The 16,186-nt window shown below is 71.3% G+C and carries 12 protein-coding genes; 7 read left to right on the top strand and 5 right to left on the bottom strand.

Annotation, left to right across the window (positions count from 1 at the left end):
- The first annotated feature begins 60 nt into the window (after positions 1-60).
- The 7 genes from AB4Y78_RS02470 (at position 61) to AB4Y78_RS02440 (ending at position 9,781) form a co-directional block, all read left to right on the top strand.
- Positions 61-558 carry a (2Fe-2S)-binding protein gene (locus tag AB4Y78_RS02470; protein ID WP_441713882.1) on the top strand — a complete coding sequence of 166 codons (498 nt, stop codon included), beginning with the start codon at positions 61-63 and terminating at the stop codon, positions 556-558.
- Complete coding sequence (locus AB4Y78_RS02465; protein ID WP_441713883.1) at positions 555-3,071, top strand: xanthine dehydrogenase family protein molybdopterin-binding subunit; 2,517 nt, start codon at positions 555-557, stop codon at positions 3,069-3,071. The genes AB4Y78_RS02470 and AB4Y78_RS02465 overlap by 4 nt, the downstream gene beginning before the upstream one ends.
- Complete coding sequence (locus AB4Y78_RS02460; protein ID WP_259912042.1) at positions 3,068-3,919, top strand: FAD binding domain-containing protein; 852 nt, start codon at positions 3,068-3,070, stop codon at positions 3,917-3,919. Before AB4Y78_RS02465 ends, AB4Y78_RS02460 begins: the two co-directional genes overlap by 4 nt.
- A 10-nt stretch (positions 3,920-3,929) precedes the next feature.
- Complete coding sequence (locus AB4Y78_RS02455; RefSeq protein WP_441713884.1) at positions 3,930-4,673, top strand: SRPBCC family protein; 744 nt, start codon at positions 3,930-3,932, stop codon at positions 4,671-4,673.
- Between the two features lie 53 nt (positions 4,674-4,726).
- Entirely contained in the window at positions 4,727-6,382 is a 1,656-nt protein-coding gene (locus tag AB4Y78_RS02450) for an alkaline phosphatase D family protein (RefSeq protein WP_441713885.1), read from the top strand.
- 124 nt (positions 6,383-6,506) lie between these two features.
- On the top strand, positions 6,507-7,247 hold the full coding sequence (locus tag AB4Y78_RS02445; protein ID WP_051987806.1) for an ABC transporter ATP-binding protein: 741 nt from the start codon (positions 6,507-6,509) through the stop codon (positions 7,245-7,247).
- A complete protein-coding gene (locus AB4Y78_RS02440; protein WP_441713886.1) occupies positions 7,247-9,781 on the top strand; it encodes an ABC transporter permease in 2,535 nt (844 codons plus the stop codon). Before AB4Y78_RS02445 ends, AB4Y78_RS02440 begins: the two co-directional genes overlap by 1 nt.
- A gap of 54 nt (positions 9,782-9,835) precedes the next feature.
- Here the strand turns inward: AB4Y78_RS02440 and AB4Y78_RS02435 are convergent, their stop codons facing one another.
- From AB4Y78_RS02435 to AB4Y78_RS02415, 5 genes are all read right to left on the bottom strand, one after another.
- Positions 9,836-10,132 (bottom strand): WXG100 family type VII secretion target, encoded by a 297-nt coding sequence (locus tag AB4Y78_RS02435; protein ID WP_007924757.1) that lies wholly within the window; start codon positions 10,130-10,132, stop codon positions 9,836-9,838.
- 47 nt (positions 10,133-10,179) lie between these two features.
- A complete protein-coding gene (locus AB4Y78_RS02430) occupies positions 10,180-12,147 on the bottom strand; it encodes a DUF2339 domain-containing protein (RefSeq protein ID WP_441713887.1) in 1,968 nt (655 codons plus the stop codon).
- A gap of 239 nt (positions 12,148-12,386) precedes the next feature.
- On the bottom strand, positions 12,387-13,634 hold the full coding sequence (locus tag AB4Y78_RS02425) for a S1C family serine protease (RefSeq protein WP_441713888.1): 1,248 nt from the start codon (positions 13,632-13,634) through the stop codon (positions 12,387-12,389).
- Positions 13,635-13,722: 88 nt separating this feature from the next.
- On the bottom strand, positions 13,723-15,210 hold the full coding sequence (locus AB4Y78_RS02420) for a sensor histidine kinase (protein WP_441713889.1): 1,488 nt from the start codon (positions 15,208-15,210) through the stop codon (positions 13,723-13,725).
- 7 nt (positions 15,211-15,217) lie between these two features.
- Positions 15,218-15,934 (bottom strand): response regulator transcription factor, encoded by a 717-nt coding sequence (locus AB4Y78_RS02415; protein WP_441713890.1) that lies wholly within the window; start codon positions 15,932-15,934, stop codon positions 15,218-15,220.
- Positions 15,935-16,186 lie beyond the last annotated feature (252 nt).

Here is a 16,186-nt window from a genome sequence, read left to right as displayed (position 1 = left end):
GCACGGTCATGGCTAGCATGAGCCAGATCACACTGTCGTGATCGAGATCAGGAGCGCCCCATGGCCAAGATCGAGCTCGTCGTCGACGGCGCCCGCGTGGCGGACGACGTCGAACCCCGGATGCTGCTCGTGCACTACCTGCGCGAGACCCTCGGCAAGACCGGCACGGTGGTGGGGTGCGACACCTCCAACTGCGGAGCGTGCACCGTCCACCTCGACGGCAGGAGCGTGAAGTCCTGCAACGTCCTCGCCGTCCAGGCAGATGGCTGCGAGGTGACGACCATCGAAGGCATGGCCACGGATGGCGAGCTGCATCCGGTGCAGGCGGCCTTCCACGAGTGCCATGCCCTCCAGTGCGGCTACTGCACCCCCGGCATGATCATGCAGTCCGCCGACCTGCTGCGCGACAACCCCGATCCCTCGGAGGAGGAGATCCGCCTGGGGCTCGAGGGCAACCTCTGCCGGTGCACCGGCTACCACAACATCGTCCGCGCGGTGCAGACCGCGGCGAGTGCCTCGGCCGCCGCCTCCGCCGGTGCCGCTGGGGGTGCGTCATGACCGCGGAGGTCACCGAGCGGCCCGCCACCACCGAGATCGGCCGCGACCGCCGTCGCAAGGAGGACCAGCGGCTCATCACCGGTCGCACCCGCTGGACCGACAACATCGTGCTGCCGGGCATGCTGCACATGGCGATGGTCCGCAGCCCCTTCGCGCACGCCCGGATCACGTCGGTCGACACGAGCGAGGCGGCCAGCGCGACCAATGTCGTCGCCGTCTACTCCGGCGCCGACCTCGACGAATCGGTCGGCGTCCTCATCAACGCGTGGCCGGTCAGTCCGGACCAGGTGACTCCGGTGCACCCGCCGATGCCGGCCGACCGGGTGACCTTCGCCGGGGAGATCGTCGCCCTCGTCGTTGCCCGCAGCGCCGCGGAGGCGCGCGACGCCGCTGAGCTGATCGACGTCGACTACGAGGAGCTGCCCGCCGCCCTCGACCTCAAGGAGGCGGCGGAGGACACCGTCCTCGCGCATCCCGACCTCGGCACCAACAAGTCGGCCCTGTGGACCTTCGACTCCGCCGAGGCCGGCACCGGGGGTGACGTCGAGAAGGCCATTGCCGCCGCACGCCAGGACGGCATCGTCATCGAGCGCGAGTACCGCCAGCAGCGACTCATCCCCGCCTTCATGGAGCCGCGCTCCGTCGTCGTCGACCCGACCGGCGAGCAGCTGACGATGTGGACGGCGACCCAGATCCCGCACATCGTGCGCTTCGCGCTCGCGGCCACGACCGGCGTCCCGGAGTCGAAGATCCGGGTCATCGCCCCGGACGTCGGCGGCGGCTTCGGCGGCAAGCTGCAGGTGACGCCGGAGGAGTGGCTGGCCTGGTGGGTGGCCCGCCAGCTGGGCCGGCCCGTCAAGTACACCGAGACCCGCTCGGAGTCGCTCATGGCGGCCCACCACGGGCGTGACCAGTGGCAGCGGCTGACGCTCGCCGCCGACAAGCAGGGCAAGGTCACCGGGCTCAAGGTCGACCTGCTCGCGGACCTCGGCTCCTACGTCGCCCTCATCGGCGGCGGCGTTCCCGTCCTGGGCGCCTTCATGTTCAACGCCATCTACAAGTTCCCGGCCTACCACTTCTCGATGCAGTCGGTCCTCACCAACAAGGCCTGGACCGATGCCTACCGGGGTGCCGGTCGCCCCGAGGCCACCTTCGGGATCGAGCGGATCATGGACGAGCTGGCACACGAGCTCGGTGAGGACCCGCTCGTGGTGCGCGAGCGCAACTGGATCACCCACGAGGAGTTCCCCTTCACCTCCGTTGCCGGTCTCGAGTACGACTCCGGCAACTACGAGGCCGCCACGGACCTGGCCAAGCAGATGTTCGGCTACGACGAGCTGCGCGAGGAGCAGCGTCGTCGGCGCGAGTCCAAGGACCCCGTGCAACTGGGCATCGGCATCTCGACCTTCACCGAGATGTGCGGTCTCGCGCCCAGCCGTGTCCTCGGCAGCCTCGACTACGGCGCGGGTGGCTGGGAGCACGCGAGCGTGCGCATGCTCGCGACGGGCAAGGTCGAGGTCGTCGTCGGCGTGAGCCCGCACGGTCAGGGGCACGAGACGGCCTTCAGCCAGATCGTCGCCGACCGGCTGGGTGTCCCCTTCGAGGACGTCGAGATCCTGCACGGCGACACCCAGATCTCGCACAAGGGACTCGACACCTACGGCTCGCGCTCGCTCGTCGTCGGCGGCGAGGCCGTGGTCCGTGCCGCGGACAAGGTCATCGACAAGGCGCGGCGCTACGCGGCGCACGTGCTCGAGGCCAACCCCGACGATCTCGAGTTCACGGCCGGTCGTTTCGGTGTCGCGGGCACGGACCAGTCCGTGGGGATCACCGACATCGCGGCCGCGGCCTTCGCCTCGCACGACTACCCGGACGACATCGAACCGGGCATCGACGCGGAGGCCACCTTTGACCCGGTGAACTTCAACTACCCGCACGGCACCCACCTGAGTGCCATCGAGATCGATACCGAGACAGGGGAGGTCAGGCTGCGCAAGTACACCTGCGTCGACGATGTCGGGCAGGTGATCAATCCGCTCATCGTCGAGGGCCAGATCCACGGCGGACTCGTCCAGGGCATCTCGCAGGCGCTGTGGGAGGAGGCCGTCTACGACGACTCCGGCACGCTCGTGAGCGGCAGTTTCGTCGACTACCTCGTCCCGACCGCGGCCGACACCATCAGCTTCGACACCGCGACCACCACGACGGCGGCGACGGGCAACACGCTCGGGACCAAGGGAGTGGGTGAGGCGGGAACGATCGCCTCGACCCCCTGCATCGTCAACGGTGTCGTCGATGCGCTGCGCATCTTCGGCGTCGACGACGTGCAGATGCCGTGCACCCCCGAGCGGGTGTGGCAGGCGATCCGGTCCGGGTCCGGTGGCGAGGACACGACCGGGGCCGCGGCGCCCCACTTCGACGAGGCGACTGGTGACCAGGGGCAGACCGACCGGATGGCAGGCGCCGACGGACCCACGGGACCGGCGATGAGCACGGAAGGAGAGGTCCGATGATCCCGGCGAAGTTCGACTACGCGGCACCGACGTCGGTGGAGGAGGCGCTCGGGCTGCTCGGCGAGCATGGCGACGACGCCAAGGTGCTCGCCGGCGGGCAGTCCCTGCTCCCGGTCCTGCGGATGCGGCTCAACGCCCCCGAGATGATCATCGACATCGGTCGGATCCCCGAGCTGCGCGGCATCAGCGACGACGGTCGGACGCTCACCATCGGGGCCATGACGCCGTACCACGAGATCCTCGCCGACGATCGGGTGAGTGGACGCTGTCGACTCCTGCACCAGGCGATCAGCGAGGTCGCCGACGCGCAGATCCGCCACCGGGGCACCCTCGGCGGGGCCTTGGTCCACGCCGACCCCGCCGGCGACTGCGGGGCACCTGTGCTCGCCATGGACGCCGAGCTCGTCATCACCGGAGCGTCAGGCCGGCGGGTCGTCCCCGCGGCCGACTTCTTCCATGGCCTCTTCGAGACCGCGGTCGGCGAGGACGAGCTGCTCACCGCCGTCAGGGTGCCCACCTACGACGGGTGGGGCTCGCACTACGAGAAGTTCGTGCGGGTCGCCCACCAGTGGCCCATCGTCGCGGTCGCCGCGCAGGTGCGGGTCGAGGATGGCGCGATCGCCGAGGCACGGGTCGGCCTGACCAACATGGGCGCGACCCCCGTCCGAGCCAGCGCAGTCGAGGCCGCGCTCGTCGGGAACCAGCCGACGGCCGAGGGCGTGCGGGCGGCCTGCGAACTGGCCGGCGAGGGCACCGAGCCGCCGTCGGACCTCAACGGCGATGCCGACTACCGCCGGCACCTGGCCACCGTACTGACGAGGCGTGCCGTGCTCGCGGCCGCAGGATGAGAGGACCCTCGTGCAACTGACCCACAGTTTCACCGTTCCCGCCGGCATCGACGAGACCTGGACCGCGCTCAACGACATCGAGTCCGTCGCCGGGTGCTTCCCCGGTGCCCAGGTGACCCACGCCGACGCCGACTCCTTCGAGGGCACGGTCAAGGTCAAGCTCGGTCCGATCGCGCTCGTGTACAAGGGCAGCGGCGACTTCGTCGACAAGGACGAGGCCGCTCACCGGATGGGCATCGCCGCCAAGGGCAAGGACAAGCGGGGCAACGGCACCGCGGGCGCCGACGTCGTCGTGACGATGGCCCCCGAGGGTGCGGCGAGCACCAAGGTGGACGTGGTCACCGACCTCAACATCACGGGCAAGCCCGCGCAGTTCGGCCGTGGCGTGATGCAGGACGTCTCCGACAAGCTCCTCGGGCAGTTCGTCGACTGCCTGGCGGGCCGCTTCGCCGCCCCCGAGGCCACCCCGGAGCCGACGGGTGAGGAGGAGGCGGAGGCCACATCGCCGGCGCAGACGCCGACCCGGTCGACCACGACGCCGGGGGCCACGGCTCCCGCATCCGCTGCGGCTCCCGCCGCGAGCTCACCGGCCGTGTCCTCGCCGGCCGCGCGCCCGGCGAGCTCGTCCGATGACGCGATCGACCTCGGGGCGACCGCCCTTCCGGTGCTGCTGCGGGCTTACGGTCCCCAGATCGCCGCGGCGCTCGCCCCGCTCGTCCTCCTGATCATCGCCCTGCGGCGTCGCAAGGGGTGAGCTGACGCACCCCCGGCCAGCCGACTCACAGCCACGGGCGAGACGATGAGCGGATGACCGCCACGTCTCCGCTCGTCCTCGGTCCCCTCCTGCGCTTCGTCGGTGAGCACGACGCCTCCGTCTGGGTGGAGACCGCCGGCCCCGCGCGGGTGACCGTCGCGGCAGACGGCCGCGCGTGGCACGCCGCGAGCTTCGTCGTGGAGGGCCACCACTACGCCCTCGTCCTACTCGACGACCTCGAGCCCGGCCGCACCTACGACTACACGGTGAGCGTCGACGACGAGCTGGTGTGGCCGCCGGCCGGCTCCGACCTGCCGTCCTCGAGCATCGCGACGCTGGACCACACGCGTGCGACGCTGCTCGCCTTCGGCAGCTGCCGCACGAGCGTCCCGCACGACGCGGAGCACCACGCGAGCCACGGCGTCGACGCGCTGCGCACCTTCGCCCTGTCCCTGGCTCAGGGGGAGTCCCCACGACCCGACGTCCTCGCCCTCCTCGGTGACCAGGTCTACGCCGACGAGACGAGCCCGCAGATGCGTGACTTCATCGCCTCGCGGCGCAGCCTCGACGAGCCGCCGGGCGAGGAGATCAAGGACTACGCCGAGTACGCGCACCTCTACGAGCTCGCGTGGAGCGACCCGGCGATCCGGTGGGTCCTGTCGGTCGTGCCGAGCGCGATGATCTTCGACGACCACGACATCCGCGACGACTGGAACACCTCGTGGGCCTGGCACGAGGAGATCAACCAGACCCCGTGGTGGCACGAGCGGCTCGTCGCTGGCCTGACGAGCTACTGGGTCCACCAGCACATCGGCAACCTCGCGCCCGAGGAGCTCGCCCGCGACGAGATCTGGCGTCGGCTCGAGGGGGCCGCTCCCGGCGAGGTCGACCTGACCGGCCCCCTTCGTGCCCTGGCCGAGCAGGTGGACCGGCACCCGGAGCGCTACCGCTGGAGCTACACCCGGGCGCTCGGCGGCTCCCGACTGGTCATGCTCGACTCACGTGCCGCCCGGGTCCTCGAGCCCGAGCGCCGCGCGATGCTCGACGACGACGAGCTGGCCTGGCTCGGCGAGCAGCTGACCGGCGACCTGGACCACCTCTTCATCGGGACCTCCCTGCCCTTCCTCCTGCCGCCGGGGCTGCACGACGCGGAGGCGATCAGCGAGGCCCTCGCCGGGCCGGGCCGGTCACGGCCGGTCCGTCGCGCCACCGAGGTGGTCCGGCAGGCCGTCGACCTCGAGCACTGGGGTGCCTTCAGCTCCGGCTTCGTCGAGGTCTTCGAGCTCGTCATGTCGGTCGCCCGTGGCGAGCGCGGCCGCCCACCCGCGACGATCACCTTCCTCTCCGGCGACGTCCACCACTCCTACGTCGCCGAGGTGACCGACGGTGCCGCGCACGGCGCACGCAGCTCGATCGTCCAGGCGGTGTGCAGCCCGATCCGCAACCCGATGCCGCGCGGGATCCGGATGCTCGTGTCGCAGAGTGCCAAGGGGCTCGTCCGTCCGATGCGCTGGCTCGCCGCCAGGACGAAGGGGGTCCCGCCGCTGCGCTACCCGTGGCAGCTCACGCAGGGGCCGTGGTTCGACAACAACCTCGCCGTCGCCGAGGTGCACGACGGGCACCTCACCCTGCGCTGGGTCACGGGCGACGTCGTCGACGGTGATGACGACCGGCCGCGGCTGCGGGTCGTCTCCGAGGTCACCGTCTGAGGCTCCCTGCAGCCAGCGGCTGGGTGCACCCCCGAGGAGGCCGTCGGGGGTAAACCCCAGTGACCCGGCGCCTGAGGTGCACCTAGATTTGGCGCGACACCACATCCAGCACGGGGAGACGCGCATGAGCACTCAGGTGGCCGCGAGCACGCACGGCCTGACCAAGGTCTACGGCAGGGGCGAGGCGAGCGTCGCCGCCCTCGACGGCATCGACCTCGACATCGGTGCCGGGCAGTTCACCGCGATCATGGGGCCCTCCGGCTCCGGCAAGTCCACGCTCATGCACTGCCTCGCCGGCCTGGACGCCGCGAGCAGCGGCCGCGCCCTCATCGGGGACACCGACATCACCCGGCTCAAGGAAAAGGACCTCACCCGGCTGCGCCGCGACCGGATCGGGTTCATCTTCCAGGCCTTCAACCTCATCCCCACGCTGACCGCCGAGGAAAACATCCTCCTGCCCCTGGCGATCGCCGGGCGCAAGGTCGACCCCCTGTGGTTCGACTTCGTCATCGGTAAGGTCGGCCTGCGTGACCGGCTCGGTCACCGGCCCACGGAGCTCTCGGGCGGCCAGCAGCAGCGGGTCGCCTGCGCCCGGGCCCTCGTGTCGAAGCCGGCGATCATCTTCGCCGACGAGCCCACCGGCAACCTCGACTCGACGTCGGGCGCCGAGGTGCTCGGCTTCCTGCGACGCAGCGTCGACGAGTTCGACCAGACGATCGTCATGGTCACCCACGACCCGGTGGCGGCGAGCCACACCGACCGGGTGCTCTTCCTCGCCGACGGTCGCATCGTCGACGAGCTCTACGAGCCCGACCGCGAGAGCGTCCTCGAGCGGATGGTCGCCCTGACCGGCGGGGCCCACTGATGCTCAAGGCCACCTTCAAGAGTCTGCTGGCGCGCAAGGCGCGCCTGCTGATGAGCGCGATGGCGATCGTCCTCGGGACGGCCTTCGTCGCCGGTTCGCTGATCTTCACCGACACCCTCTCGCGGACCTTCGACGGGATCATGGACGGCACCGTCGGTGACGTCGTCGTCCAGCCGGAGCAGACCGACGAGTACGGCGGCACGGGCGGCGGCCGGATGTCCGCCGCCGACGTCGAGAAGTTCGGCCAGCTGCCCGGCGCCGAGCGTGCCGACGGGTCGATCGACGCCATGGGCGTCTTCGTCGTCGGCAAGAACGGCAAGGTCGTCGGCGGGCAGGGCGCGCCCGCGCTGTCCTTCAACTACACCGACGCGCCCAACCAGCTCGGCGAGGAGCCACTCGTCACCGATGCCGGCCGCGTCCCCGAGCGCCAGGGCGAGGTCATGGTCGACACCGTGACCGCCGAGCGTGCCGGCTACGAGGTGGGCGACGACATCACCCTCGTGACGACCGGCGACACCCCCGAGATCGAGGCCGAGCTCGTCGGCACGTTGACCTTCGGCGAAGGGGGGATGGCCGGCGCCTCGGTCGTCGTCTTCGACACGAAGTCCATGCAGAAGTACTTCATGGACGGCAAGGACGACTACTCCTCCGTGTGGGTGACGGCCAAGGACGGCGTGAGCCAGGACGAGCTGCTCTCGCAGGTCGAGCCCCTCGTCCCCGAGGGCTTCAAGGGGTGGACCGGTGAGGGGCTCGCCGAGGAAAACCAGAACGACGTGCAGCAGGCGCTCGGCTTCATCACGACCTTCCTGCTGGTCTTCGCCGGCATCGCCCTCTTCGTCGGCTCCTTCCTCATCATCAACACCTTCAGCATCATCGTCGCCCAGCGAGGCCGCGAGCTGGCGCTGCTGCGGGCCATCGGTGCCTCGCGCCGGCAGATCGTCCGGGGGGTGCTGCTCGAGGCCTTCATCATCGGCGTCGTCGGCGCGACCCTCGGCCTGGCCCTGGGGGTCGTCCTCGCGCTGGGCATCAAGGCGCTCTTCGCGACGATCGGTCTCGACCTGTCGGGCAGCGGCCTGGTCTTCACCCCGCGCACCGTCATCGCCGCCTACGCGGTCGGCATCGTCGTCACGATGCTCGCTGCGTGGGTGCCGGCCCGTCGGGCCGGCTCGGTGCCACCGGTGGCGGCGATGCGGGACTCGATCGACTCCGGCACCGGCCACCACCCGGTCCGCCACGGGCTCGAGGTCGCCGTACTCGCCGTCGGCGCCCTCGCCTTCCTCTACGGGCTCTTCGTCGCCGACACACGGCAGCTGTGGTGGATCGGTGGCGGCATCGTCGGTCTCGTCCTCGGCACGGCCTTCCTCGCCCCCTTCGTCGGTCGGCCGGTGATCTCCGGGCTCGGGTGGGTCTACCGGCGCCTCTTCGGAACGGTCGGGCGGATGGCGGAGCAAAACTCCGTGCGCAGCCCCGGGCGCACCGCGGCGACGGCCTCGGCGCTGATGATCGGCATGACCCTCGTCGCGCTCATGGGTGTCGTCGCCTCGAGCACCACGGCGAGCGTCGACCAGCAGATCGAGGAGACCTTCCGCGCCGACTACATCCTGAGCAATGCGGTGGGGCAGCCCTTCTCGTCGAAGATCGCCGAGCAGGTCGCCGAGGTCGACGGGGTGCGCGAGGTCTCGCCGGTGCGCTTCAGCAGCGCCCAAGTCGACGGCGGGCAACTCTTCGTCACGGCGATCGACCCGGCGTCCTTCGGCGACGTCGAGCAGATCGAGACGACGTCCGGTACGGCGGACATCGGCCCCGACGCGGTCGTCCTGTCGACCAAGCACGAAGGGGGCCGCAAGGTCGGCGACACCGTCACCGTGACCATGGGGTCCGAGACCAAGGACCTGGAGGTCGTCGGCTTCTACGACGAGCTGCGCACGATCGGCTCGCCGGACGTGCTCATGTCGGTCGAGACGGTCGACGCGATGAACGGTGCGGCGGCCGACAACTGGGCCTTCATCTTCGTCGACGGCGGCGTCGACAGGGCAGCGGTCGAGGCGGACATCGAGGCGATCACCGACAGGCAGCCGCTCGTCACCCTCAAGGACCAGGCGGGCTACGCCGATGAGCAGCGCTCGAGCATCAACCAGCTGCTCTACCTCATCTACGCCCTGCTCGGCCTGGCGATCGTCATCGCGGTGCTCGGCATCGTCAACACCCTGGGCCTGTCGGTCATGGAGCGCACCCGTGAGGTCGGGCTGCTGCGGGCGGTCGGGCTCTCCCGTCGTCAGCTGCGGCGCATGATCACCCTGGAGTCGGTGACCATCGCGCTCCTCGGGGCGCTGCTCGGCATCGTCCTCGGTGTCGTCGCGGGTGTCGCGATCCAGCGGGCCCTCGTCGACGACGGCATCACCGAGCTGGCGATCCCGTGGGGGCAGATGGCGGTCTTCGTCGGCCTCGCCGGTGTCATCGGTGTCCTGGCGGCGCTGCTCCCAGCACGCCGGGCCTCGCGGATGGACGTGCTCGAGGCGATCTCCACGGAGTGACCCGCGGAGGGCGCAGGGGCGGTGACCACCCGGTCACCGCCCCTGCGCGTCTCGTCAGCGACCCGGCTGCATCGAGCTCTTGACCGAGGTCTCCGAGGTGTCGTAGGTCCGGCCGGCGTCGTGCAATGCCCGACCGATCTCGTCGAGGCTCTCCTTGACGGTGCGCTGGGTCGCACGCCAGTCGTTGATGAGGTCCTGGAAGGACGTCGAGGCGTCACCCTGCCAGTCGTTCTGGAGCGAGATCAGCCGCGTCATCATGCTCGCGACGGTCGTCTCGACGTCCTCCGAGATGCGGGCGACATCGCTCGCGCTGCTCGCCACCTGGTCGGTGTCGACGGTGAAAGTGGCCATGCTCGTTCCCCTTCGTCCGGTGCCGGGCCCGTGTGGCCCGGTGTCCTTCAGACCGTAGGAGGAAGTGGCCCGGCGGCCGTCGGGTTTTCCACAGGACCGGCCGGCGGACGCTTCTCGCGGCGGGTGCGCTCGAGGGCCTGCGCATAGCCGGCGCCCATGCCGAGCAGGAGCAGGCCGGCGACGATGAAACACAGCACCCGGGCGATGCCGGAGAGGAAGGACAGGTCGAAGAGCAGCAGCTTGGCGACGCTCACGGCGACGAGGGTCAGGCCCGCCGGGATCGCGATGCTCGAGCCGCGCAGCCCGCGCAGGAGGAGCACGGCGGCGACACCCATCCAGATGACGGTCGCGCCGGCCTGGCCGCCCATGAAGCCGCCCCGTGCGTCGTCGAGGAGCTGCCCGAGCAGTGCGCCGGCGAGGACCACGACCCCTCCGGCCCAGGCGAGGCTGAGCGCGACGAGGACCCGGGGCAGGGCGGGCGCCAGCATCGGCAGCGTCGTCGTGGTCGCGCGGGCGAGCACGGCGTAGAGGACGAGGAGGCCGCCCGCGGCGATGAGGTGCTGGGCGTCGACGTCGCCGGCCAGACCTCGACCGAGCACGTAGGGCAGGAGCGTGATGCCGCCGAGGAGGGACAAGGCGGCGAAGGCCAGGGCGACGACCAGCGTGGTCTGGTGCCGCAGGAAGAGAGCAGCCACGGCCCAGCCGAGCGCGACCGCGACGGCGATGACGGGGGTCCACCCCTGCCCGTCGCCCGCCCGCAGGGCGGCACCGAGGGAGGTGACGCCGGCGGTCACCAGGGCGATCTCCGGCTGGCGCAAATACCACGGTGTCTGCGGGCCGTGGTCGGCGAGGACGGCGACGATGACGAGCAGGCAGGTGATGACGACGAAGAGCCCGGCTCCGCCCCACCGGTCGTCGACGGCGAGCGCGGCGACGGCGGCCGGGGCGATCGCCACCGGTAGGAGGATGCCGAGCTGCTCGGGCAGCCGGCGCACCGTCGCCCCGAGTGCCGCGGTGGCGGTGAGGAGCACGGCGAGGACGACGGCGAGCGTCGCGGCGATGCCGGTCCGCTCGTGGAATCCGGCGAGCACCATGAGGAAGAGCGCCGCGGGCACGACCCGTGCGACCTCGAGGGCGTACCAGCTCCGCCCGACCTGCGCCGGCCACGTGGCGGCGGCGAGGACGACGAGGAAGGCGCCGGTGAGCAGACCGTGCGAGATGCCGACGAAGGGAGCCATGAGCGCGACCCCGAGGACGGCGACGACGGCGAGCAGCTCGCTCTCCCAGGCCCGGGCGAGCAGGACACCGCCGAGGGCGATGGCGCCGGCGAGGGCCATCCCGACCGGGAGGGGCACCCAGGCGTAGACGTAGGTCACGGCGAGGACGTCGAGGTAGGCGGTGGCGAATCCGGTGGCGGCCAGCCCGAGGGCACCGATGGTGCCCGAGGGTCGCCGCCGCACGAGGACGGCCGCGCTGACGAGTGCGGCGGCCAGGATCGCGCCGCTGATGACGCGGGCGAGGGGGCCGAAGAAGCCCATCTGGATGGCGAGGGCGAGCAGGAAGGCGACGCCGATGAGGGTGATGCCGGTGCCGACGACGGCGAGCAGCCTGGCGACGACGCCGTCGCGCTGCCACCACGGCTCGGTGGGCGGCAGGGCCGCGGTCGGGGGCTCCGCGGGCGGCGCGGAGGGAGCGGTCGGCGGCGGGGTGACGACACCCGGAGCGGCTGCCGGCGACGGCGCTGGGGCCGGGGCGGGCGCGGCGACGGGTGCAGGGGTGGGCGCGGCGACGGGTGCAGGGGTGGGCGCTGCGGCGGGTGCGGCGGTGCGCGCTGCGGCGGGTGCGGGGGTGGGCGCTGCGACGGGTGTCCACTCGGCCGGGGTCTCGGCCTCGGCGACGAGGCTGGCGCGCAGCCGGGCGAGGTCGTTGCCGACGCGGTACATCCGGGTCATCGCGTCGGCGAAGTCGTCCTCGATCGCGCGGACCCGGTCGGCGGGGGCTCCTGACGTGCTCATGCCCCCAGTGTGCTGGGATCAGCACACCGGGGGCATGAGTTCGGCTACTCAGCGCCGCCTTCAGACGCCACACCCGAAGGCGGGGGTAGCACCCCTGTGGGAGCCGGAGGAAGTCGGTGTCCACGTCGGGGGAGGAGACGATCGTGACCGTTGCTTCCCTTGTCCTGTGCTCCTGGGACCATCCTGCGACACCCGTCTTGGACGCCGCTGGCATCGACCTGTGAGTCGGCTGAGCCTGCTCAGCCCTGGGCGGTCGGGGCGGTGCCGAGGGTGGCGGTGACCTGCTCCTCCCGGCCGTCGCGGACGACGGTCAGCTCCACCTGGGTGTCGATGCGACGGGCGTGGACGAGCCCGACGAGCGACTCGGCCGAGGTGACCGGGCTGTCGTCGACCCCGACGACGAGGTCGCCCTCGCGCAGACCGGCGTCCTCGGCCGGGCTGCCCGAGGTCACGCTGCGGATCTCGGCGCCGGACCGGGTGGCCGACCCGACGGTGGCCGTGCCGTCCGTCGGGGTGACGCCGAGGAAGGCGTGCTGTGCCGTGCCGTCCTCGATGAGCTGCTCGGCGATCCACTGGGCCTCGTCGACGGGGATGGCGAAGCCGATGCCGATGCTCCCCGACTGCCCCTCGGACCCGCCGAGGGTGGCGATCGAGGAGTTGATGCCGACGAGGCGGCCGGCGGCGTCGACGAGGGCCCCGCCGGAGTTGCCGGGGTTGACGGCCGCCGAGGTCTGGATCGCGGAGGTCACCACGGGCGTGGAGCCGGACTGCTGCTGCGGGCCGAAGGGAGAGCCCTGCTGCTCCTGCTCGTCGGCCGAGCTCGTCGTCACCGGTCGGTCGAGGGCGCTGACGATGCCGGTGGTCACGGTCCCGGAGAGGCCGAGCGGGTTGCCCACCGCCATGACGGGGTCACCGACCTGCAGCTGCTGCGACGAGCCGATGGTGATCGGGCGCAGGTCGTCCGGAGGGTCGGTGAGGCTGACGACGGCCAGGTCGGTCGACGCGTCCTCGCCGGCGATCGTCGCGGCATAGGTCTTGCCGTCGGAGAGGGTCACGGTGATCTTGGCGTCGTCGCCGGCGCCGCTCACGACGTGGTGGTTGGTGAGCACGTGGCCGGAGTCGTCGATGGCGACCCCAGAGCCCTGGCCGCCGGAGCCGTTGCCCTCGACGGTGATCGACACGACGCTCGGGGAGACGGCCGCGGTCACGGCATTCCAGTCCGGGTTGGTCTTGGCGGCGCTGCTCACCGGCACGACGCTCGCACCGGAGCCGACCGCGGTGCTGCTTGCCGCCGACGTGGTACCGGTCGGGCCGGGGTCGGTGAGGGAGATGACGCCCCACGTGCCGCCGGAGGCCAGGGCAGCGGAGAGCAGACCGACGGCGGTCATCTCCCCGATGCGCCGACCCCGGTGCCGGCGCAGGCGCGGCGGGGGAGGCGTCGACAGGGCGGTCGCATAGGTCGGGTACGGCGCAGTCGGGTGGTCCATCGGGTGCTCCTTGTCGAGGCTGTGTGACCCACACTGCTCCGTCAACTTCGGGCCCGGCTCGGTGTTGCCTGTCAGCTGGCTGTGACGATCACACGTGGGCGGGGCGCTCGGGGGGCGTCCCGGGCAGCTCGACGCGGAAGGTCGCTCCGCCTCCGGGTGTCTCGAGGACCCGGACCCGGCCCTGGTGCTGCCCGACGATCGCCGCGACGATGGCCAGGCCGAGGCCGCTGCCCCCGCGTGCCCGGGAGCGCGCCTTGTCGACCCGGAAGAAGCGCTCGAAGACCCGCTCGGCGACGTCGGGTTCGATGCCCGCACCGTGGTCGCGGACCTCGACGACCGCCCGGTCGCCGACCTGCCCGGTGCGCACCTCGACGAGCACGTCGTCGGCCGTGTGCATGAGGGCGTTGCCGATGAGGTTGCTCAGCACCTGACGCAGTCGGCTGTCGTCGCCGCGCAGCACGACGGGGCTCAACTCGCCGTCGAGACCGACGAGCTGGACCCGGCGGTGCGGGGCCCGGGCACGGGCGTCGTGCACGGTCTCGGCGGCGAGGACGACGAGGTCGACGTCGGTGAGCTCGAGGGGGCGTTGGTCGTCGAGGCGGGCGAGCAGCAGCAGGTCGTCGACCAGCCCGGTCATGCGGGAGGCCTCGCCCTCGATGCGATCCATCGCCTGGGCCGTGTGCTCGGGGCCCTGCACGGCCCCCTGCCGGTAGAGCTCGGCGTAGCCGCGGACGGTCGCCAGCGGGGTGCGCAGCTCGTGGCTGGCGTCAGCGACGAACTGCCGCATCCGCGTCTCGGACGCCTCCTGGAGGGCGAAGCTGCGCTCGACCTGACCGAGCATCGCGTTGAGCGAGTCGCTGAGGCTCGCGACCTCGTCGTGGCTGTGGCGGACCGGCACCCGTCGCGTCAGGTCGCCGGCCGCGATGCCGGCGGCGGTGTCCTCGATGCGACGAAGGGGGCGGAAGGCCCGGCGGGTGGCGAACCAGCCGAGGACGCCGCAGGTGACGAGGGCGGCCAGGCCGAGGCTCGTCGTGACGATGGCGAAGCGGCTGATGATCTTGTTGACCCCCGTCATCGGCATGCCGACGGCGAAGGTCGAGTTGTCGGGGGTCGTGTAGTGGCCGGCGATGAAGCGCCACCGGGTCGTGCCGTCGATGGAGGAGACGGTGAAGGGCTGCCCGCTGCGGACCCGGGGGTCGTCGAGGCTGAGCACGGGCACGTCGGGCCGGGAGGCCTCCCCGGTCGGGAAGCGGTACTGCCAGGCGGAGCCGTCGGCGGGCTGACGCACGAAGAAGAAGTTGGTCGGGCCGGTGCGCAGGTCCTGGCTGTAGAAGTCGTCGTTGCTCTCCCCTCCGATCGTCACGGCGGAGGTGTCCTCGGCGATGGGGACGGCGACGGCTCGCAGCTGGTCGTCGACATTGGCCTTGAGGTCGCGCTGGACGAGCCACGCGGTCGCCAGCGAGGTCGCCATCAGTGCCGCGAGCAGCAGGACGAGCAGGATGGTGACGAGCCGCCAGGTGAGCGGCATCGCCTCGAGCTTGCGGACGACGGGGGCGGTGACCCGCTCCAGGCTCATCGGCGACTCACTCCGGGGGCAGGCGCAGCACGTAGCCGAAGCCGCGCTTGGTGTGGATGAGCGGGGGCAGCCCCTCGGTGTCGATCTTGCGGCGCAGGTAGGAGATGTAGGACTCGACGATGCCCATCTCGCCGCGGAAGTCGTAGTCCCACACGTGGTCGAGGATCTGCGCCTTGGACAGCACGCGGTTGGGATTGAGCATGAGGTAGCGCAGGAGCTTGAACTCCGTGGGCGAGACGTCGATCGAGCGGCCGGCGCGGCGCACCTCGTGGGCCTCGTCGTCGAGCTCGAGGTCGGCGAACTGCAGGACGGCGTCGGCGGAGGGCGCGTCCTGGGTGCGTCGCAGGATGACGCGGATGCGCGCGATGACTTCTTCGAGGGAGAAGGGCTTGGTGACGTAGTCGTCGCCCCCGACGGTCAGGCCCTTGATCTTGTCGTCGAGCGAGTCGCGGGCGGTGAGGAAGAGGATCGGCTGGTGCCGCTCGGTGGCCCGCAGGCGAGAGGCGACCTCGAAGCCGTCGATGTCGGGGAGCATGACGTCGAGGACGATGAGGTCGGGCTCCATGCGGTGCACGGCGTCGATGGCGCTCTCCCCGTCGCCCGCGACCTCGACCTCGAAACCCGCGAAGCGCAGGGAGGTCGCGAGCAGCTCGCGGATGTTGGGCTCGTCCTCGACGACGAGCAGGTGGGGGGTCGTCTCGGCAGAGGTGGTGTGCGTGCTCACCCTTCGAGTGTGCGCCCGTTGTCTGGGTGTGGGCTGGACGTCTGCTGGGCGGCGTGCCCATGACGTGGGTCACGGAGTGACAACGAAGGGGGTGGCGCCGGGGCTTCGGTTCACATGGTCCTCGCAACACCTCGATCTGAGGAGTTGCGAGGACCATGGTCGTTTCGAGGGGAAGACGCTCGCCTGTTGTGGTCACGCCGGCGGTTATCGCGCGGGTCGTGGCGGTGTTCGACGAGTCAGGCTCTGTGGGCG

Source organism: Janibacter sp. RAF52 (assembly GCF_052114035.1).
Taxonomy (GTDB): domain Bacteria; phylum Actinomycetota; class Actinomycetes; order Actinomycetales; family Dermatophilaceae; genus Janibacter; species Janibacter hoylei.
This window is presented reverse-complemented; position numbering and strand designations above follow the sequence as displayed.